General features: G+C 63.2%; 12 protein-coding genes and 1 tRNA gene. 9 read left to right on the plus strand and 4 right to left on the minus strand.

Translation table 11 applies throughout. The annotated features are described in order from the left end of the window. Nucleotides 1–43: 43 nt before the first annotated feature. The 4 genes from QGG57_05635 to QGG57_05650 form a co-directional block, all read right to left on the minus strand. The gene (locus QGG57_05635) at nt 44–763 is read right to left on the minus strand and encodes an ABC transporter ATP-binding protein (protein MDP7007649.1); all 720 of its coding nucleotides are present in this window, start codon (nt 761–763) and stop codon (nt 44–46) included. Continuing rightward, nucleotides 760–1,539 (minus strand): ABC transporter ATP-binding protein, encoded by a 780-nt coding sequence (locus QGG57_05640; protein MDP7007650.1) that lies wholly within the window; start codon nt 1,537–1,539, stop codon nt 760–762. The genes QGG57_05635 and QGG57_05640 overlap by 4 nt, the downstream gene beginning before the upstream one ends. After that, a complete protein-coding gene (locus QGG57_05645; protein ID MDP7007651.1) occupies nt 1,536–4,655 on the minus strand; it encodes an ABC transporter permease in 3,120 nt (1,039 codons plus the stop codon). Before QGG57_05645 ends, QGG57_05640 begins: the two co-directional genes overlap by 4 nt. A 129-nt stretch (nt 4,656–4,784) precedes the next feature. Further along, nucleotides 4,785–5,933: an ABC transporter substrate-binding protein gene (locus QGG57_05650; GenBank protein ID MDP7007652.1), complete on the minus strand. Its 1,149-nt coding sequence runs from the start codon at nt 5,931–5,933 to the stop codon at nt 4,785–4,787. Nucleotides 5,934–6,155: 222 nt separating this feature from the next. Here QGG57_05650 and QGG57_05655 point away from each other — a divergent pair, with 222 nt between their 5' ends. The 9 genes from QGG57_05655 to QGG57_05695 all read left to right on the plus strand — a co-directional run bounded on the left by QGG57_05655 (nt 6,156) and on the right by QGG57_05695 (nt 20,743). Next, entirely contained in the window at nt 6,156–6,701 is a 546-nt protein-coding gene (locus QGG57_05655; protein MDP7007653.1) for a YkgJ family cysteine cluster protein, read from the plus strand. Further along, a complete protein-coding gene (locus QGG57_05660; protein ID MDP7007654.1) occupies nt 6,698–7,378 on the plus strand; it encodes a DUF120 domain-containing protein in 681 nt (226 codons plus the stop codon). The genes QGG57_05655 and QGG57_05660 overlap by 4 nt, the downstream gene beginning before the upstream one ends. Nucleotides 7,379–7,416: 38 nt before the next feature. Beyond that, nucleotides 7,417–9,417 (plus strand): (Fe-S)-binding protein, encoded by a 2,001-nt coding sequence (locus QGG57_05665; protein ID MDP7007655.1) that lies wholly within the window; start codon nt 7,417–7,419, stop codon nt 9,415–9,417. Between the two features lie 26 nt (nt 9,418–9,443). Continuing rightward, on the plus strand, nt 9,444–10,205 hold the full coding sequence (locus tag QGG57_05670; protein ID MDP7007656.1) for an electron transfer flavoprotein subunit beta/FixA family protein: 762 nt from the start codon (nt 9,444–9,446) through the stop codon (nt 10,203–10,205). Next, nucleotides 10,202–11,107: an electron transfer flavoprotein subunit alpha/FixB family protein gene (locus QGG57_05675; GenBank protein ID MDP7007657.1), complete on the plus strand. Its 906-nt coding sequence runs from the start codon at nt 10,202–10,204 to the stop codon at nt 11,105–11,107. The genes QGG57_05670 and QGG57_05675 overlap by 4 nt, the downstream gene beginning before the upstream one ends. Before the next feature lie 37 nt (nt 11,108–11,144). After that, the gene (locus QGG57_05680; protein MDP7007658.1) at nt 11,145–11,336 is read left to right on the plus strand and encodes a hypothetical protein; all 192 of its coding nucleotides are present in this window, start codon (nt 11,145–11,147) and stop codon (nt 11,334–11,336) included. Between the two features lie 46 nt (nt 11,337–11,382). Beyond that, a tRNA-Asp gene (locus QGG57_05685) sits at nt 11,383–11,460 on the plus strand. Nucleotides 11,461–11,504: 44 nt separating this feature from the next. Then, nucleotides 11,505–19,487: a transglutaminase domain-containing protein gene (locus tag QGG57_05690; GenBank protein ID MDP7007659.1), complete on the plus strand. Its 7,983-nt coding sequence runs from the start codon at nt 11,505–11,507 to the stop codon at nt 19,485–19,487. Continuing rightward, a complete protein-coding gene (locus QGG57_05695; GenBank protein MDP7007660.1) occupies nt 19,475–20,743 on the plus strand; it encodes a DUF4350 domain-containing protein in 1,269 nt (422 codons plus the stop codon). The genes QGG57_05690 and QGG57_05695 overlap by 13 nt, the downstream gene beginning before the upstream one ends. Nucleotide 20,744 lies beyond the last annotated feature (1 nt).

Raw genomic sequence — 20,744 nt, forward strand, 5'->3', positions numbered from 1 at the left:
GATTAAAGGCAGGTTGGTCGAAACCGGGCGTCGCAGAAACGGATCAGTCGTGCAGGGTGCCGAGGAAGTATTCGTTTATATGTGGGTCGTCGAGAATCTCGGAGGCTAGTGCGGTGTGGACTACTTCGCCATTGGCAAGGATGTAGCCGCGGTCGGAGCGCGCCAGCGAGAGCCGCGCGTTCTGCTCCACGATGAGGATGGTGATGCCCTTCTCACGTAGCGAGTCGATACGCTCGATAATCTGTTCCTGGTAGAGCGGGCTGAGCGCCGCGGTGGGCTCGTCCAGCAGCAGGAAGGTTGGGTTCGAAATTAGGGCTCGTGAGATGGCGAGCATCTGGCGCTCGCCGCCGGACAGTGATGCCGCTAGGTCATGCACCCTGTTGCGCAGGTCGGGGAACATCTCCAGCGCGCGCGAGATGCGCTCTTCCAGCAGGCTCGGCGGCAGCCGCACGCCGCCCATCTCGAGGTTTTCACGCACGTTCAGCCCGGGAAAGACGTTGTCGACCTGCGGCACGTAGGCGATGCCGCGCTGCACCAGCTGGTCGGTGCGCCAGCCGGCGATGCTCTCGCCGCGGTGCTGGACCGTGCCGCGGTAGTGCGTCGCGATGCCGAAGATTACCTTGATGAAAGTGGACTTGCCGCAGCCGTTGGGGCCGATGATGGTGACAAACTCGCCTTTGTCAACGTGGAGCGAGATGTCCTTCAGGATTTGCACCGAGCCGTAGCCGCCGTCGAGCCCCGCGACGTCGAGCACCCGGCTCATCCAGCGCCTCCGGCGCGGCCGCCGAGGTAGGCCTCGATTACCTCGGAGCTCGCCTTGACCTCGTTGGGGGTGCCCTCCATCAGCACCCGGCCGCGGTCCATCACCACGATACGGTCAACTCCCTGCCGCAGGATGAAGTCCATGTTATGCTCGATGATTACCACCGAGATGCCGGTCTCGTTGACGATGCGGTGCAGGTCGTTGAAAATCTTGTCGGCCAGCGGCCCCGCGACGCCTGCGACCGGCTCGTCGAGCAACAGCAGCTGCGGTTCGCCCATCAGCGCGCGCCCGATATCGACCAGCTTCGACTGCCCGCCCGAGAGCTCGCTGGTCAGGTTGTGCGCCATGTGCCGTATCTGCAGCTGGTCCAGCACCTCGTAGGCGCGCCGCACTCGAGCCCGCTCCTCCTCCCGGCGCCAGGGTGTCAGCAGCGCCCGCAGCGGGTCGAGCCCGAACTGGTTTCGCGGCGGAATCAACAGGTTCTCGATGGCAGTCATCTCGCGCCAGAGCCGCGTGTGCTGGAAGGTGCGCGTCAGCCCCAGCTGCTGAATCTGGTCGGGGCGCAAGCGTCCCGCCGGCTGGCCGAATATCTCGACGTCGCCGCCCGTGGCGTCCAGCAACCCGGAAATGCAGTTGAACGTCGTCGTCTTGCCGCAGCCGTTCGGGCCAATCAGGCCGACGAACTCGCCGGCGCCCACCTCGAGCGAGAAATCATCGACCGCACGCAGCCCGCCGAACTCCTTCGAGAGGTTGCTAACGCGCAGGACCGTACTCATTCCGCCTCGCCTCCCGGTTCCGTGCCGCTGCTGGTTGCTCCAGCAGGCTCACCCGCAAGGCCACCAGCCGGGTCTTCCGGCCGGCTCGGGACCTCCGGTAGCAGCCCCTTGGCCGAGAACTGGAGCGAGACCACAATGACCAGCCCCACCAGCGCCAGCTTGATGTAGGCGAAGCCGGCCGCGCCGAGCGCGACCGAATCACCGAAGACCTCGCTAATCGCCAAGTCGCTAGTGAATATGCCCATAACGTCGGTTATCCACCACGCAAAGCCCCCCTCCATCCACATTGCCTCGTCGTGGAAAGCGGCCGAAGTGTCGCCCTGCGCGGCAACCATGGCGTTGAAGAGCAGGTCCACCAGCACGATGATGAAGGCACCAATAATCATCCCGCGATTATTGGCGCGGCCGCCGACGATAAACGCCGCCCAGACCAGGAAGGTGGACTTGACGGGGCTGATGAACTCGGGGAACACGGCGCCGTTCAGCCAGACCCACAACCCCCCTGCCAAGCCGGCGATGCCGGCGCCCAGCGCCAGCGAGTAGGCCTTGTTGCGCAGGACATCGTGGCCGTGGTGCTTGGCGACCTCCTCGTCCTCGCGGATGGCGCGCAGCACGCGCCCCCACGGTGCGTTGAGCATCGTCTCGAGCAGCAACCACACCAACAACAGCGCCGCCAGCGCCAGCGCCGCCAGCAGCAGGTGGTAGGCGGCCGGTTCCCCCAGTCCCAGCCAACCGCCGACCGTCGCGCTCGCGCCGCCATCCCACCAGCCCTCGAGCGGCAGGTCGTAGTTAGAGATGCCGACCGCCGAAGTGGGGGTCCCGGCGGCGAGCATCGGCTCGGCCAGCAGCGAGACCCGCAGCACCTCCCCCAACGAGATGGTGACAATCGCGAAATAGTCCATCCGTAACCGCGCGGTGGGATACGCCAGCAGGTAGCCCGCAGCGGCTGCGAGCAGGATGCCGAACAGCAGCGCCGCGAAGGGAGACCAGCCGTGGCCGCCCGGACGGTCATCCGGAACAGAAAGCAGCGCGACCGAAATCCCACCCAGCCCGACGAAGAAAATCACTCCGAAATTGGTCATTCCCGTAATTCCGGTGTGCAGGTTGAGCGAGAACGCCATCAGCCCGAAAATCGAGACCAGCACGACCAGTCGCGCCACCTGCATCGACTTGGAGAAGGTGGTGACGCTCGGCAGCGACCAGCCAATCCAGAGCAGCAGCAGCAGCATGATGGCGAACGCGACCCACGACCCCCGCTCACTTTCACGTCCGTAAGGCGCGAACTCCCGCCAGAACCGCCCCGGCGCAGCGACCGCGTCGTACACCCCGTCCGGAATCGAGCCGGCTGCGCTGGCGCGCGCGCCTGCCAGCAGGCCGGTCATGCGCACCGCAAGCGCCCCCGCACGGCGATATACCGCCGAGAGCGACCGGTCGAGCGCGGCCAACGCCCCCTGCCGGACAGCGTGCAGCCCGTCGAACAGCCCGGCTGGAACCAGCGACAGCTGCCGCCCGGAGGTCGCCTCGCCCCTGAGCGGCCACCACGTCGCCAGCCCCAGCAGGCTCACGCCGCCCAGCAGCAACAGCCAGAGCACCGGCCGCGGATAGCTCCGGTCGGGGTAGAGCGCCGAGAGCGCCAGCAGCAGCATAATCGCGCTGCACGCCACGAAGGTGAACTGCATCGGGCCCATGCCACTCGCCTGCTCGCCCCGCTCGGCGCGTCGGCGATGGCGCTCGATAGTCCATTTTTCCAGAGCGTCTCCAAGGCCTTGCGGCATCACCATCAGCACGCCAATCAAGAAAATGTAGGGCACGATTTCGCCGAACGCCGAGAAGGAGGCGCGGTCGAGCGGGTTGCCGATGCCGACCAGCACCGGCTCCGACGAGGCGCGGACGAAGCCTATGATAATCGCGGCAATCATCGCCCCGCGCACCGAGCCCATCGTCCCGAGCACGACCACCGCGAAGGAGGGGAGCAGAATACTGAGCCCCACCTCGGGGTTGACGCGCGTCACCATCGCAAACAGCACGCCGCCCAGCCCCGAGATGCCGGCCGAAAGGAACGCGCTGGTGGCATGGATGCGCTCGACGTGAATTCCCGATGAGGCTGCCAGGTCGGGGTTGTCGGCCACCGCGCGCATCTGCCGCCCCAGCCGGGTGCGGTTCAGCAGCAGCAGCAGCAGCAGCACCGCGCTGAAGACGCCGATAATCAGCAGCGCCTTGCTGTAGACCAGCGCGTAGAGGTAGGGATCCCCGTTAGTCTTGACGGTTACCCACTCATAGAACGGGATTTGGTCGCGCAGCCCAAAGTGGAACTTGAGCAGCGCCGTGTCGAACTGGAACGATGACGTTACCAGCCGCCAGTCGCGGTCCGGCACGAAGAGCCGCATCTTGGCTCCGTAGCGCAGGTAGAGCAGCGCGCGCAGGACCATCGAGACGCCCAGCGACGCAATCATCATCACCTGCGGAATTGCGTGCTTACTCCGGAAGCGACGGTAGACCAGCCGATCTATCAGCACCCCCAGCAACCCCGTCAGGAAGAAAGCGGCGACACAGGCCCAGATAAGCAATTCCCAGGCCAGCTCCCCGTCCTTGACCGCGTCAACGCCCGCTTCGAAGGGGACGCTCCACATCAGCGTAATCGCGACGAACGCACCGAAGAGCATCATCTCCGCCTGCGCGAAGTTGCCGAACCGCTGCACCTTGTAGGTCAGCGTGAGCCCGGCCGCAATCGAAAGGTAAGCGGCTGCCCAGTAGAGGCCGGTGAAACTGAACGAGGTCAGGTTGAATATGACATTGGCCGTGTCGTCACGGCCCCTGAACAGCAGCTCAAAACAGGCGCCGAGAACCAGCAGGATAATGAGTGGGATTGCTGTGATTACGGCAGTGCGGTAATTCCCGGTCAGCCGCTCGACCACAGCGTGCAGCAGCAGCAGCCCGCCGATAATGAACTCGACCGACTGCGAGAGCCAGAGCAGGTCGCCGCCAATCCCGAGGTCGAGCAGGCTACTGCCGTAGAGCAAGCCGATGCCGCCATCCAGTAGCATCAGCGTCGCAAGCACTCCGCGGCGCGTAGCCGCTGGCAGTGCCTGCCACTTCTGCCACTGTTCCTCCAGCATCGAGTGCAAGTGTTGACCGTTAACCCCAACAGGGCCCAAGCTGGGAGTGCAGGGGGCTGCCTATAACCAGCAGCCCTGCGGACCGTGAGGCGGCTGCGCCGCCCTCAGCCCTTGTCAGTGTTTGCCGGTCTAGCCCTGAAGGCCGTCAGCCAGATTCCAGGTTTGGTCGCAGCTGAATGATACTGCGCTTCCGTCGTAGGAGAAAGCACAGACAAGGTAGCCACTGCCGACCACATCACCGCTTGACATGAACGTGTGTGTTCCGCTCGCGCCTGCGTAGTTAGTCCCAACCGTTGCAAGGTCATCGCGCAGGTCGCTATTGTTGTCGGCCATAGCCGCCAGACCAATGATCATTACTGCGTCGTAGGTCTCGGCAGTGTAGATACCACTGGGGTCACCACCAGCTGCTGCATAGGCTGCCTCGAAGGCTGTCTTCTCAGCTGAGTCACCGCCGGGTGAAGGCTTGGTCGCCATGATACCGGCAACCGCGCTCGAGTCACTGAACTCGTCTACGAACGGAAGGTCAGCAATACCGTCAGCGCCCAGAATCGGGACATCGACGCCTTGTGCCGACATTTCCTCAACGATACCAGCGCCATCGGTGGCGTAAGTTACCATCACTACTGAACCGCAGCTGCCCGCCTGTTCGACGATTGTGCTGAAGTCAGTCACGTCCGCGTCGTAGCCGACCTTGACACAGAAAGATTCATTGTCACCGAGCCAGCTGCCCTCAAAGGCGTCCGCCAGGCCCGCGCCGTAGTCGTTGGTCATGTAGATCAACGCTACATTGCTGAAGCTCTCAGCTGCAGCTACCGCTGCCATCGCCTGACCCTGCTGGGCGTCGCTCGGGACTACCCGGAACAGGTATCCGTCATCAGCGTGGGCGGTGATGGCGGGGGAAGTCGAGGCGTAGGAAACCATCGGGGTCGAGGCCGCCTTAGCTACCTCGATTGCGCCAAGGGTCGCGCCGGAGCACGCTGCGCCAGCAATGCCGGCAACGCCTGCGTCAACCAGCGTCTGTGCAGCTGAAGCGGCAGTCGTGCCGTCACAGCCTGAGTCGCCCACTACAAGTTCGAACTCGTAGTCGTCGTTCGCGGCATTCAACTCTGCAATCGCGACATTAGCCGCATCCGAGAAGCCGGGCGCGTAGACCGCTATGGGTCCGGTTATGGGAGACAGGAGACCGATTTTCACCGTGGTGGTTGTCGGTTCCGGCTCGGGCTCCGGCTCTTCGTCATCGCCAAGGCAGCCGACGAATGCGCTAAGGACCAAGAGCATGCTCAAGGCCATTATCTGTGCTTTGGAAGTTCTCATATGGAATTCACCGTCGCGGCCACGCAGAAGGCGGTTAATAAGGACAGAGGTATTGTACGCGTACGATAGAAAACCATCCTGCCATCACACTCCTCCCCGGCCATAGTCACACGTGCCTGTACGTATGGATGGCGACCGGCTGCCCATCACCCATAAATCCGGCGCTGGACTCGGCGGCGCAGAAACATGGCCGAGCCGCCGAAATTCATCTACGACTGCGTCCGCTGCGGGCAGTACTGCTCCAGCGTTGACGGCGTGCCCGTCACGCTACAGGACCTGCTGCGCTGGCAGGCCAGCGGCGAGCTGGGGAGGCTGGTGAGCCAGCTCGGGCTGGAAAGCGGCTCCGGCTTCCCGCGGCTGGTGCTGAAGCCGCCGGAAGGGGAGGAACAGGGGTGCCCGGTCTACGACGTCAAGACGAAGGATTGCGGGCTCTACGATGACCTGCCGCTCAACTGCCAGGCGTACCCGCTGGGCTACAACAGCCAGAAATATTATGTTGTCGACCAGGCGTGCCAGGGGCTGGGCGAGGGCGAGATGACCACCGACAGGTTGCGCGCGCAGCGGGACTGCGCGCGCAACGAATACGAAGCTCGCTCGAGCAGCGCGGCGACGCTCCCGGTCATGTACGGGCTGGTGATGCGCGAACTGATGGACCAGTCCCGCCAGGCGATGGAGAGCCTGACGCCCGAGCAGAAAGCGGAGCTGGAGCGCCGTTTCAGGGGTGGCGCATGAAGCCACCCCTGCTGGCAACACTGAAGTGGCTCGCGCTGCGTGGCGCGGTGCGGCGGCCAGTGCACGTCTCGTCTGGCCAGCTCGCCGGGGAGCTGGGAGTCGGCCAGCAGTCGGGCGCGCGCTACCTGCTCGAGCTGGCCGACCTCGGGCTGGTCGAGAGGCGGCTGGTGCGCGGCGGGCAGATGGTGGCGCTGCTGCCGCCGGCGCGCGACCTGCTGCGACGCGAGTTCGCCGACTACAACCTGATTTTCGACGCACAGCCCGAGGTGACGCTGGCAGGCATGCTCGAGACCGGGCTCGGCGAGGGAGGCTACTATATTTCGCGCGACGGCTATACTGCACAGTTCGAGGCACTGCTGGGCTGGACGCCCTACAAAGGGACGCTGAACCTGCGTGTCGGCGAGGCGGGGGTGCCCGAGCTGGAGGCGATACGCGCCGCCGAAGGGATGCTGGTCGACGGTTTCGAGGGGGGGGGGCGCACCTTCGGGCGCGCCTGGCTCTTCCCCACCAGCGTCAGCAACGGCGGCCGCAGCGAATCGCGCTGCGCGCTGATTACACCCAAGCGCACCCACTACCGACGCGTCATCGAGCTGATTTCGCCGGAATACCTGCGTGACCGGCTGGACGCCGAGGACGGGCAGGAACTCTCAGTAACGGTGCGGCTGGCGCGGGACTGACAGGGTTTTAACGGTCGGCGGGCCATGCCGGCGCGGCGATGGACCCCTACCACGACTACTTCGGAATCGAGTGGTACTGGCTACTCGGAGCATGGGCGGCACTCTCGATTGGAGCGCACTTCTGGCAGGTGGGCTACATCGTGCAGCTTATCCGACTCGGGAAGCCGGACGACCGTTTCAACGCGTGGCCGGTGCGGCTGCGCGAGTTCCTGCGCGACTGGCTCGGCCAGCGCAAGGTGGTCGAGGACCGCCTGGCAGGCGGCGCGCACGCGCTGATTTTCTGGGGATTCCTGCTGCTGGTGAGCGACGTGCTCGATTTGGGAACGGGCGGAATGCTGGCAGGATTTCTCGAAGATATATATTTAAAAGATTTCTGGAACCTGATTGTCGATATTGGCTACGCCATGGCTGGCGTCGGTATCGCCGTCGCGCTCTTCCGACGTGTAGTACTGCGACCCGCCAAGTTGCGCGGCGCGAGCATCGAGGGCGAGCTAATCCTGCTTGCCATCATGGGCATCGTCCTGACCGCGTTCCTGCTCGAGGGGGCAGCGATGCTCGGCCCCGCAGGCGACTCGCAGGCGCGCGACGGCTGGGAGCCGGTCGGCGCGCTCTTCGCCAGCTTCATGGCGGGGATGGCGCCCGCCACGCTGCAGGCGGTGGTCGACGCCAGCTACTGGCTGCACATGCTGCTGATTGGCGGCTTTCTCATCGAAATCCCGCAGTCGAAGCACTCGCACCTGCTCGGGACGATCCCCAACGTGCTGTTCCAGGACCACGCCCCGCTCGGGAAGCAGCAGCCGCTGCAAATGGCCCCGGATGGCCGTGCGGTGAGCACTGACGAGCTGGACATCGAAAATCTCACGCTCGGCGCCAGCAACTACGCGGACTTCAGCTGGCGCCAGCTCTCCGACGGCTGGGCCTGCACGGCGTGCGCGCGGTGCCAGAATGCCTGCCCGGCATTCGCGAGCGGCAAGGGGCTGAACCCGATGCAAATCGTGACGGACGTCAAGGATTACGGCTGGGAACACGGGCGGCAGCTGCTCGCGGGCGAAACCCCGCAGGAGAGCATGATTGACCGCTTCACCGAAGAGGCAGTCTGGGCCTGCACCACCTGCTTTGCGTGCGTTGACGCCTGCCCGGTGCACATCGAGCACGTACCGAAGCTGACCGACGCGCGGCGGCACCTGGTGATGGAGGCCGCGCAGTTCCCGGAGGAATTGCAAGGCGTCTTTGAAAATCTGGAGCGCAACTCCAACCCGTGGGGCTTCGGCGCGCACACGCGTGGCGACTGGGCCGAAGGCCTTGGCCTCAAGGTGGGCGAGCCGGCCGAGTACCTCTTCTACGTCGGCTGCGCAGGGTCGTTCGACAACCGCAACAAGCAGGTCTCGCGCACGCTGGCGCAGCTTATGCAGCAGGCGGGCGTCGACTTCTCGATACTGGGCGAAGCCGAGATGTGTAACGGCGACCTTGCCCGCCGCAGCGGTAACGAGTTCCTGTTCCAGATGCTGGCGGAGATGAACGTAGCCACACTACAGGAGGCCGGCGTGAAGAAAATCGTGACTGCCTGCCCCCACTGCTTCCACACGCTCGGCAAGGAGTATGGCGATTACGGCGGCGACTTTGAAGTCATCCACCACACCCAGCTGCTGGCCGAGCTACGCGAGCAGGGCAAGTTGCAGGTTGGCGACCGCGGTACTACCCTGACCTACCACGACCCGTGCTACATGGGACGCATCGACGGCAGCCACGACGCTCCCCGGCAGGCGCTCGGTGGCGAAATCCTGGAGATGCACCGCTGTCGCGACAAGACATTCTGCTGCGGCGCCGGCGGGGCACGCATGTGGGTCGAGGAGGATGCTGACAAGCGGGTCAACCTGATACGTGCGCAGGAAGCGCTGGAAACCGGCGCCGACGAGGTCGGCACCGGCTGCCCCTTCTGCATGACCATGCTGACCGACGGGATGAAGACTTTGGGCTCCGAAATGGTGGTGCGCGACGTTTCGGAAATCATGGCTGAGCAGCTCGAGCGTGATAACTAATACAGCGGCCTGACTGTGCGCGGCGCATGAACATCGCCGTGCTGGTGAAGATGGTGCCCGACACCGAGTCGCGACTCGAGGTGCGCGACGGAGTGCTCGACGAATCGGGCTTCAAGTACATGGTCAACCCCTACGACGAGTTCGCGGTCGAGCAGGCGGTGCAGTTCCGGGAGGCCGGCGGCGGCAAGGTGACGCTGGTCGCGCTCTTTTCCGAGGCGAGCAGCATCGACACCGACCTGCGCAAGATGCTCGCCATCGGCTGCGACGAGGTGCTGGCGCTACGCCAGCCGGGCTACCGCGGCGACCGGCCGGCCGCCAACGCGACGGCGCTGGCCGCGGCGCTCGAGGCGCTGGCGCCCGATATCGTGCTCTGCGGCGTGCAGGGCATCGACTTTTACCAGAGCGCAACGGGGCCGATGGTCGCGCACCGGCTGGGGATGCCGCACGTCGCGTCGGTGACCCGGCTCGAGCTGGCTGATGGCAAGCTCAGGGCGTGGCGGCAGGTCGAGGGCGGCCTGCAGGTAATCGAAACGCCAACGCCAGCGCTCGTCACCTGCCAGAAGGACCTGAACAAGGTGCGCTTCCCCGCCCTGAAGGATATCATGTTCTCGAAACGGAAGCCGTTCGAGAACCGCCCCGTCCCCGCTGCCGCAGGGCCGGACCTGCCCTGCGCTGCGGCATCGCTCCCGCCGGCGCGCGGAGGCGGCGAAATCATCGACGGCGAGACGCCCGACGCGAAGGTTGCGACGCTGCTCGGCAAGCTGCGCACGGAGGCGAAAGTGCTGTGAGCGTCATCGTCATCGGCGAGGCCGACGGCGCTGCCATCAAGCCGGCGTCGCAACAGGCCGCTGCCTTGGCGGCGCAACTGGGCGACACCGTCGGGCTGGTCTTCGGGTCGAGCGGCGCGGCGAGCCAGCTCGCCGCGCCACGTGTCGTCAGCGCCAGCGCGCTCGAGAGCTACGATGCACTGCAATTCACAGCGGTCGCGGCACGAGTGGCGCGTGACGCCGGCGCGACCGCGGTCGTGATGGGCGCAACCGCGATGGGCAAGGACCTTGGCCCGCGGCTCGCGGCGGAGCTGGGGTGGGGCTACATCGCCGACGCACTCGAATACGATAGCGGGGCGTGGACGCGCCCCAACTACGCCGGCAAGGTGCTGGCGCGGCTGGAGCCCGACGGTCCCTTCGTCGCGACCCTGCGGCCCAACGCGTTCCCGGCCAGCGACGGGGGGGCCGGCGCAGTCGAGGAATTCGGCGGCGAGGCTCCCGGAACGCCCGCAACGACCGTTGCCCTGGAGTCGGCTGGCTCCAACGTGGTCGAGCTGACTGAAGCCGCCATCGTGGTCAGCGGCGGCCGCGGACTGGAGGAGGCGGAGAATTACGACAAGCTGATTCGGCCGCTCAGTGCAGCGCTGGACGCGGCTTGCGGCGCAAGCCGCGCCATCGTCGACGCTGGCTGGGTGCCCCACTCGCATCAGGTCGGGCAGACCGGCAAGACCGTTACCCCGGAGCTATACCTGGCGGTCGGGATTTCGGGCGCCATCCAGCATCTGGGCGGCATGTCCGGCTCGAAATGCATCGTTGCCATCAACAAGGATGCCGAGGCACCGATTTTCAAGGTCGCCGACTACGGAATCGTGCATGACCTGTTCGAAATCATCCCGGCGCTGATGGCTGCGCTGGACAACTGAGGATACTGTTAAGTAGCAGGCAAACCTGTCCCGAAACGTGCCAGAACAGCCTGATGAAATTGCCAAGCTTCACCAGACCATCCACGAGTTGCAGGTCGAGGTACGGCTGCTACAGGAAGCGGTCGGTTCACTGCTGGCGCTGGCTGACGACGAGGATTTCGGCGACGACCGCTGGTTCGCCGGCGGGGAGAGCGGTGGTCCCGCCTTCCGGCTGAACATGGGGATGTAGGCTCGAGGCTACAAACTTTAAGCACCCCCCTCAGGTGCCGCGTCGCGCTCGAGTGGTGTAGCCTGGCCTATCATCTCAGCCTGTCGAGCTGAGGACTCGGGTTCAAATCCCGGCTCGGGCGCCATTGCACATGGACAGTTTTATGGGCTGCCCCACATCTGCAAGTCGATGCGGGGCGGTCGCTACCAGGCGCTGATTGTCGTAATCCTGCTGCTGACGGCGTTGCCGTACACCCCGCTGATGAACATCCAGAGCGCACAACACGCCGACCCTGCCACGCAGGAACGCGACCCTTCATTCCCCGAAATGGACAGCGACGGGGACGGGCTCAACGACTCCTACGAAATGGAGCTGGGCTTCGACCCGTTTGATTTCGACTCTGACGGCGACGGCTTCCCCGACGGCATCGAGCGCGAGATGCTGGAGGACCTGGCCGGTTCGGGGCTGGTGCCTCCCAATATCGAGGACCTGATTGGTCCCGATGGGGATCTGGACGGCGACGGAATTCCCAATTACCTCGACGACGATATGGACGGCGACGGCATCCTCGACTCTATGGAGTGTAATCAGGATTTCAACGGCGACGGGTTTATCGATGAGGCGGACCGCGAGCACGACAGCAATGGCGACGGCATCAGCGACTGCCTCGAGCAGATGCTGACGCCCAACGGCATCGGCGACTCGGCACCGGTCGACGGATTTTACGGCATGAACGAGCAGAACCTGGCGGCGCCAATTTTCGTTGTCGACCCGGTCTACAATCCGCGCTACTGGCGCGCCGCCGCCTTCGACGAGTATACCGGCGCGCAGTGGCGCACCTCTGCTGAGTACAACCCCGACCCCGGCTGGTGGCACAACGGCCAGTCGCCCTACGATTTTACCGACGAAGTAAATCACCCCGGCGTCACAAGCAGCGAAACGAGCTACACCATCAGCTTCCTCGCCCCGACCAACGGACATGTCCCGACCGCGCTCTACGCCACCTCGGTCGCCATGGCGCCGTCGTGGGAGCAGGGAGTGCGCATGGATTCTGAGCAGAGCTTCGTCGCCGACGGGCAGTTCCAGGCCTACACCTTCACCGTCACCGAGTTCAGCTATCCCACTGAAATCATGAATGCCAGCGTCGGTGCGCCCGGGTCCCAGTACCTGGCGTTGCCGGACCTCCCGCAGCGGCCCGGCAGCGACAACGACATCTACGACCTCGCACCAGTCCTGGCCGAAGGCGCCGATTCCGACTACGATATCGCGCAGGCCATCGTCAGGCACCTGCGCGAGAATTACCAGTATGACCTCAACATGGAGGATTCCGCCGAGGGTGAGGACCCGATTGACCGCTTCCTGTTCGACACTCGGCGCGGCAAGTGCACCAATTTTGCCTCTGCTTTCGTGGCACTGGCGCGGCTCAACGACCTCCCGAGCCGGTTCGTCGTCGGCTTTGCGCTGGGCGAACTGACCGAGTGGGAGGGCGAGACCGTGCGTGTTATCACCGCCGGCAACGCGCACGCCTGGGTCGAGGTCTACTTCGACCAGTTCGGCTGGGTCACCTTCGAGCCGACCAGCTCGCAAGTCGCCCCCGGCGGCAGCGACCTCGGCACCAACACCACCGGCGAGGACGAGACGGTGCAGGGCAACGGCACCCAGCCCGGCACCGACAACGAGCAGCTCGACAGCGACGATGACGGCCTTACGGATGACCAGGAGCTCGAACTCGGAACCGACCCGCTCGACCCAGATAGCGACGATGACTTGCTGCTCGACGGAGTCGAAACCCTCACCGGCATTTTCGTCGCAGAATACGATACCGGCAGTGACCCGCTCAACCCCGATACCGACGGCGACGGGCTTGCCGACGGCGACGAAGTACTGAACGTCCTCACCATCTACGGAATCCGTTTCTTCAGTGACCCCAACGACCGCGACACCGATGACGACGGGCTGACCGACGGCGAAGAATATGAAGGAGCATTCTATGGCGGGGGGACAGTCTACACCTTCCCCAATTCAAACGACACCGATCAGGACGGACTCCACGACGGACTCGAGCTGGGACTCACGGCCCCACACGGCGGTAACCACACCGGCCCCGGCTGGACCCCCGACCTGGACCCGGCCAACCGCACGAATCCGGTCAGCGACGACACCGACCGTGACGGCCTGCTTGACGGGGAGGAAGACGCTAACCATGACGGTCGAGTTGACACAGGGCCATGGCTGGGGCTCGGCAACCTTTCGGGCGGCGAGACCGACCCGTTGCTCGAAGATACCGATGGTGGCTCGCGCACCGACTACGAGGAAATCTTCGTAGACGAGACCAACCCACTAGATTATGACGATGAACTGAGGGATTCTGACCATGATGGACTGCTCGACGAAGTCGAAATCGAAGTTCATGGTACCGACCCGTTCAACCCCGACAGTGACTACGACGGGCTTACTGATGGCAATGAGCTGCTGGTCTACCTGACCGACCCGCTTGACAGCGACAGTGATGACGATGGACTCGAGGATGGTAAAGAAGTGAAGGAGTTAGACACGGACCCCCTTGATGAGGACAGTGATAATGGGGGTGTTATTGACGGCATCGAGGTTGAAGTTGACTTTACTGACCCCCTCAACGGCAGTGATGACAGGCTGGATGAACAGGATGATGACGGGGACGGACTGACCAACAGCGAAGAGACACTTTACGGAACCGACCGCGACAACCCCGACAGTGACGGGGACGGACTTTCCGATGGAGATGAAGTTCATATCTACTCTACGGACCCGGCACAGGCTGACAGTGATGGTGATCTACTCGATGATGGAGACGAGATTATGAACTGGAGCACCGACCCAAACCATCCTGACACGGACCGGGATGGACTGGATGACGGAGAAGAAATCCTCGCTTACGGTACCAACGCCACACGGGAAGACACCGACGGGGACGGGCTCTTGGATGGTGAAGAAGTCAACGAACAGAACACCGACCCGCTGGTCAAGGATACGGACGAAGGGGGAATATCCGACGGAGTCGAAGTGCTGGTTGACGGCACGGATCCGCTAAATGGCAGTGATGATCTGGACCCCACGGGTGACCGGGATGGTGACGGGCTGACTAATGGCGAGGAACAGGTACTGGGAACAGACCCGGACAACCCTGATTCGGACGATGACGGGCTTGCCGACGGATTTGAAGTCAACACTCTGGGGACCGACCCGCTCGATAGCGACAGTGATGGCGACGGGCTTGACGACTATCAGGAAAATAACGTAACCGGGACCGACCCGCTCGATAACGACAGTGACAATGACGGGCTGGAGGATGGTGACGAGCTGAATGAGCATGGAACCGACCCGCTCGATAACGACAGTGATGACGATGGTCTGAACGACGGACAGGAGGTGAAAAATTATGGGACCGACCCGCTAGATTCAGACTCGGATGATGACGGCCTCAGTGATGGACAGGAGGTTCTGGTCCATAACACTAACCCCAACGACTCCGATTCGGATGATGATGGCCTCATCGATGGAGGGGAAATCGCGGCAGGGAGCGACCCCCTCGATGAGGATAGCGATGACGAAGGATTGCTGGACGGGGCTGAGGTACTACAGTATCTGACCGACCCTACCAAGCCTGACACGGATGGTGACGGACTGGATGACAGGGAAGAAATCGAGGACTACGGGACCAATCCGAATAGCCAGGATTCTGATAACGACGACCTCGACGATTATGCGGAGCTCTTCGATTACGGCACCAATCCACTGGATTCGGATTCGGATGACGACGGGCTGAAGGACGGCGAAGAGATTAACGAGTACGAAACCGAACCACTGGACTACGATACCGATGACGGAGGGGTTGGTGATGGTGTCGAAGTGCTCGACCATGAAACCGATCCGCTCGATGGGGATGATGACCGGACCGATCTGGAAGACGAGGACGGGGATGGATTAACGAACGGACAGGAGACTATCTATGGTACCAATGCTACTAATCCTGACACGGACGGGGATGGACTAAATGACGGGTTCGAAATCCTCACGCTGGGCACCAACGCAACCAACCCGGATACAGATGGTGACGGACTGGGCGACTGGTGGGAGAACAACGTCACGGGTACTAACCCGAATGATGCTGACAGTGACGATGATGGACTCGATGACTGGTGGGAGAATAACGTCACGGGTACTAACCCGAACATGTGGGATACTGACAGTGACGGCCTGAGTGACGGATTCGAAATCCTCACGCTGGGTACCAACGCAACCAACCCGGATACGGATGGTGACAGACTGGAAGACGGGGAAGAATTCAATAATCTGGGAAGCGACCCCCTCAACAACGAAACTGATGGTGATGGACTCTATGACGGAGATGAGGTGCTGGACTATGGAACGGACCCCACAGACATGGATACCGATGATGATGGGCTTGATGATGGTGACGAAATCCAAATCCATGGCACAGACCCCACCGACAGTGACACCGATAGCGACTATCTAAGTGATGGACTCGAGGTGCTGACCCACGGTACCGACCCGCTCGACCCCGATTCAGATGATGATGGTATGGAGGATGGGCTGGAAGTAGCGCAGGGCAGCAACCCGCTGGACCCCGATACGGACGACGATGGCCTGATTGACGGCTGGGAATTCCAGAGACTCATCGAGGGATATGCATTCTCACCCACCAATAATGACACTGATGACGACGGAATCGAGGATGGGGATGAGGACCCGGACGGGGACGGCCTCGGCGTGCTGAAGGAGATGAACACACACTTCACTGACCCACTAAACCGTGACTCGGATGGCGACGGACTCTGGGATGGTGACGAAATCGACCCGTGGAATATTCAGCTAGACCCTGTCAGCAACAGCCGCAACTACGATTCATGGCCCAACTCCACTGACTCTGACGGTGACGGGGTAGGCGACTACGCAGAGGTGGTACCCTCCAACGACACCTACGGCTCGCGCACCGACCCCCTGCGTGCCGACACCGACTCGGACGGGCTGGACGACGCGTTCGAGTTGAGCTACTACTGGAACGTTACCGGCGACAACAACACCGCCCGACTCTGGTATGACGTGGAGGGCTGGGAGACCTCCGACCCGACAGACCCAAACACTGACGGTGACGCCTGGGATGACGGTGACGACGAAAATCCGGTTTACGGAGATTTTGACGAGGATGACCCTGGCTGGGGTTTCTCGCCGCCAGCACGCGGCCCGCAGGTCAGGCCAGACAGCGTCAACAAGACCGAACTCTTTGTCTGGACGGGGCGCCTGTTAAACACCACGACAGGCACGGGCTACGTCGGTGTGTCAATCCACGCCTACCTGAACCGTACCATCTATACTACAGGCTCGATTATCGGGCAGAACGTTACTGACGCGGACGGGTACTTCAGCATAGACTGTATCGTGCCGGAAAGCCACGTAGCGGGCGACTGGCTAATTCGTTTCTATACCCCACGTACGCAGATAAACACCACCACTGTCCTGAAGGAGGGCTACTCGCCCGCTTTTCCGCTGACGGTCCATGGCTACAGCAACCTGACGCTGAACGTACCGCCCACCTCTCCGCTTAACGGTACCACTGTCATCAGCGGCCAGCTGCGTGAACAAGGCAGCCTCGCCGTAACGGGCGCGGTCGTGAATCTGAGCTGGCAGGGAATGCTGCTCAACACAACCACCGGTAGCGACGGCACATTTACCTTCACAATCGAACTCCCGGGCACACCGGGAAACTACTCACTCACCACCAGCTGGAACGGGACGCCATTCCTCACGCCAGCCGGCTCAAGCGGTTGGACCGAAGTAATCGATGGGGATGTCGAGCTGATGGCGAACCTGCCTGAAATCCTCCTCGCTAACGCCAGCTACCTTGTAACTGGTACATTACAAGGCAACGAAACTGTCCAGCCCACTGGCACGCTCACGCTGTCTCTGGGAGGGCAGCCATTCACGGTGATGCCCGTGACAGGTAATGGTGGCTGGCAGGCACAGTTCAACATTTCAAACAACGCCACGCCAGGCAGCACCTCGCTTACTATGACCTACTCGGGCGACAGCTACCATCCTTCGGCCGTACTGAGCCGGTCCGTGACCATCCGCGGCTGGACCTCGCTGACGCTCGAGACGCACAGCGCCAGCCGCGACGGCGGGGCGGCGCTGCGCGGTAACCTGACCGACAACCGGGGTCTTCCCGTTGAAGGTGTCGAGGTGGTGCTGCAGTGGGACTCGCGCTGGACGGGGACGGTCATCACCGACTTGAACGGCCAGTACCTGCTGCTGCTTGACATCAGCGATGCGGACAACGGTGCGCACGCCGCAAAGGCAGTTTTCAACACTACACTGGCGCTCAACGGAAGTTATGCGGTGGCTCAAATCCTAATCGAGACCGATACCTTCCTCACATTCCCGGACTGCATGCAGAACGGCACGGTGTGGGAATGCAACGGCGTCAGGGGTGAGAACTTCACGCTGGCGGGGCGCCTCGTCGATGACCGGGGCGAGGGACTCCCCTTCGCCGAACTGGAGGTGCTGTGGGACGACGTGTCGCTGCCAGTCATCTACGCCGATGCCGGAGGCAACTTCTCACTCGAGATGCCGATTGCCGCCGAAACGGCGCAGCCGTTCGACGTGCTGGTAACGCATCCGCAGCGAGGCTACCTGCACGGCTCCGCAGGCGAGGTACTGATGGTGCCGCAATCATCGGTGAATATCATGCTGCTGGCGACCGACGCAATGCGCGGCTACGACATGGCGGTGGGCGGGGTAATCCGCGACCTGCTCGACGTCCCCGTCGCCGGTGCGGAGCTGCTGCTGGAACTGCGCGACCCGACTGGTGCGATATGGCTCACGCAACCGGTCATGAGCGACGGAAACGGCTTCTTCACATTCACGACGCAGGTGCCGGCCGACGTGGCGGCCGGCAACGGCAGCGTCTTCGCTGACTACGCGGGAGCGCGATTCTACCTCGCCAACCACACCAGCGCACCGTCTTCATTCCGCATCAGTGGCGCTTCGCAGTTCAGCGGCCTGAACGCCAGCAGCGACGGGGGGATGCTGCTGCGCGGCCACGCAGTCAGCTTTACGGGGATGCTGACCGACGAGCTGGGTAACCCCCTCAACGGGAACATCTCGGCGCAGCTCGACATGCATGACCTCACAGTCGCTGCGCTGGGCGGCGGCAGCTACCGCGCCAACGGCACCGTGCCGGCGCATTACCGGCTGAACCACACCCTCACATTCGCCTGGCCGGGCGACGAGTTCCACACCGGCGCCAGCGGCAGCCTCGAGGTTATGGTCTACGTCGCAACGCAATTGCTGCTGGCGGCCGACCCGGCAGTCGCGCGGCCGGGCGACAACGTGACGCTGGTGGCGACGCTACAGGAGGACGACGGGTCGCCGCTCACGGGCCAGACCGTGACGCTGAAATTCGTGCTGTTCGACCAGCTGGGACAGGTCATCGACCAGCGGAACGTGACGCGCGTGACGGGCGCTGACGGGAGTGTAAGCGAAGTAATCGAGTTCGTCCCGGGAACGGAATACCTGCGTATTTCTGGCGGCTATAGCGGCTCGGGAACCTGGGTGGCGACGGAAAGCTCGACCAGTATCGAGCGTAAAGTGGTGGTTGTTCCCGGCACAGACTGGTCGCAATACCTGCCGTTGCTGGCGGGCATCCCCGCGGCACTGATGGTCTCGGGCTACTACCTCTACTGGCTGCAGCGGCACAAGTACGAAGTGCGCAACCTCATCCGGGACATGCAGGCGCAGATGAACGAGGAGGAGGATTACCGCCGCATCATCATCCAGTCCTACTTCCAGCTCACCAGCATCCTCGAGCGCTATGGCTTCCTGCGGCGGCCGACGCAGACCGCGCGCGAGTTCCGTGAGGTACTCGCGCGCGCGCTGCCGATTTCGCCCGAGGGTGTCGGCCTGATGACGCAACTGTTCGAGATTGCGCGCTACTCGGGAGTCCAGCCGCAGGTGGTTGACGAATTCGGGATGACCTGGAGCGATGGCTCCTACAACCTCTGGTGCGGCGAGGCGCTGGAGACGCTGCGCACCATCGAGCTCGACCTCGAAGGGGGGCTCGAGCAGGACTTCCTCAGCCGCATGGGGCGCAAGTTCCGGAGGTGGGCGACCTGAAGCTGTGGTGGGACCGCTACGGCCTCAAGCTGACAGCGCTCGTCGCGGCGGCGCTGATTATCGGCGCAATCTACCCGCAGCTGGCGAGCCGCTCGCAGAACCCGTCGCAGCTCTCGGCATGGGACTCCGACTGGAACGACCTCTCCCGCTTCGCAGACGACATGGAGGCGCGCGGCTACACGACGCAGTCGCTGCTCTCGAGCCCGCAGGCGCTGGGGGAGCTTACGGGCGAGCAGCGCAACTCGACCGTGCTGGTCATCCTGGGCGTCGAGCGCGCCTACACCGAGCCGGAGGCGAAGGCGATTCACGAGTTCGTCAAGCAGGGTGGGCGGGTGCTGCTGGCGGACGATTTCGGCCACGGCAATTCGGCTGTTTCGGGGCTTTACTCTGTCGGCGCCAGCTTCTTCGGAAACCGGCTCTACGACCGCAACCACTGGGAGGAAGCCTACCACCCCCACAACTCATCCTACGTCATCGTTGATGCCGCCATCACGCATTACGGCTTCAGCGGACAGCTGCTGCTCTCGGAGCCGACCGCGCTGACGATTGCCGAAGGAGGCAAGGCGATTCCGCTGGCGCGCTCCTCAGTGCAGGCGTTCGTCGACCTGGATGGCGACGGGATTGGCGACAGCGACGAGGGCGCGTTCTCCATTGGCGGCGCGGTGGTGATGGCGGAAGTGGAAATCGGCAGCGGCCGTATGGTGATGCTCTCCGACCCGAGCCTCTTCATCAATTCGCTCTATGACGAACTCGATAACCGCGAATTCGCGCGGGCACTTATTGACAGCCTGGCGCAGGGGAGCAACGCGACGCTACTCTTCGATGAGAGTCGCCACCTGCAACCCGATTTCCTCTCACTGGTCTACGTCCAGCTCTTCGGCTACGTCGTCTTCGCCGGCAGCAACGAGGTGGCGCGCATCATCTTCCTCGCCGCCATCCTGCTCGGTGCCGAAGTGGCGCTGATGCGCACGCGCAACCCGCTGGCGTGGCGCCACCTGCACAACCTCTACCGCGGGCGCAGCACCAACTATCGCGTGCCGCACGCGCACTACGTCCACCCCGATACCATTCGCGAGGTGTTCCTCAACCGGGTGCGGATTGAACATGGCTACTCACGCGAGGAGTTCGACATGCTCTCCGGAACACGGCTGGAAGAGCTGCTGGGTGACGAAACGCTAGTGCGGTTTATTGTAAATAGGGATGCAAAGCTGCGACAGGAGCAGGTGCTGAAAGCAATCAGCAGGTGGAGCAAATGAG

The sequence above is a fragment of the Candidatus Poseidoniia archaeon genome (assembly GCA_030748895.1).
Lineage (GTDB): Archaea > Thermoplasmatota > Poseidoniia > MGIII > CG-Epi1 > UBA8886.

Coding starts and splice junctions, on each gene's coding strand:
- QGG57_05645 (MDP7007651.1), bottom strand. CDS start 4,655: ATGCTGGAGGAACAGTGGCAGAAGTGGCAGGCACTGCCAGCGGCTACG.
- QGG57_05635 (MDP7007649.1), bottom strand. CDS start 763: ATGAGCCGGGTGCTCGACGTCGCGGGGCTCGACGGCGGCTACGGCTCG.
- QGG57_05640 (MDP7007650.1), bottom strand. CDS start 1,539: ATGAGTACGGTCCTGCGCGTTAGCAACCTCTCGAAGGAGTTCGGCGGG.
- QGG57_05655 (MDP7007653.1), top strand. CDS start 6,156: ATGGCCGAGCCGCCGAAATTCATCTACGACTGCGTCCGCTGCGGGCAG.
- QGG57_05670 (MDP7007656.1), top strand. CDS start 9,444: ATGAACATCGCCGTGCTGGTGAAGATGGTGCCCGACACCGAGTCGCGA.
- QGG57_05690 (MDP7007659.1), top strand. CDS start 11,505: ATGCGGGGCGGTCGCTACCAGGCGCTGATTGTCGTAATCCTGCTGCTG.
- QGG57_05665 (MDP7007655.1), top strand. CDS start 7,417: ATGGACCCCTACCACGACTACTTCGGAATCGAGTGGTACTGGCTACTC.
- QGG57_05650 (MDP7007652.1), bottom strand. CDS start 5,933: ATGCTCTTGGTCCTTAGCGCATTCGTCGGCTGCCTTGGCGATGACGAA.
- QGG57_05660 (MDP7007654.1), top strand. CDS start 6,698: ATGAAGCCACCCCTGCTGGCAACACTGAAGTGGCTCGCGCTGCGTGGC.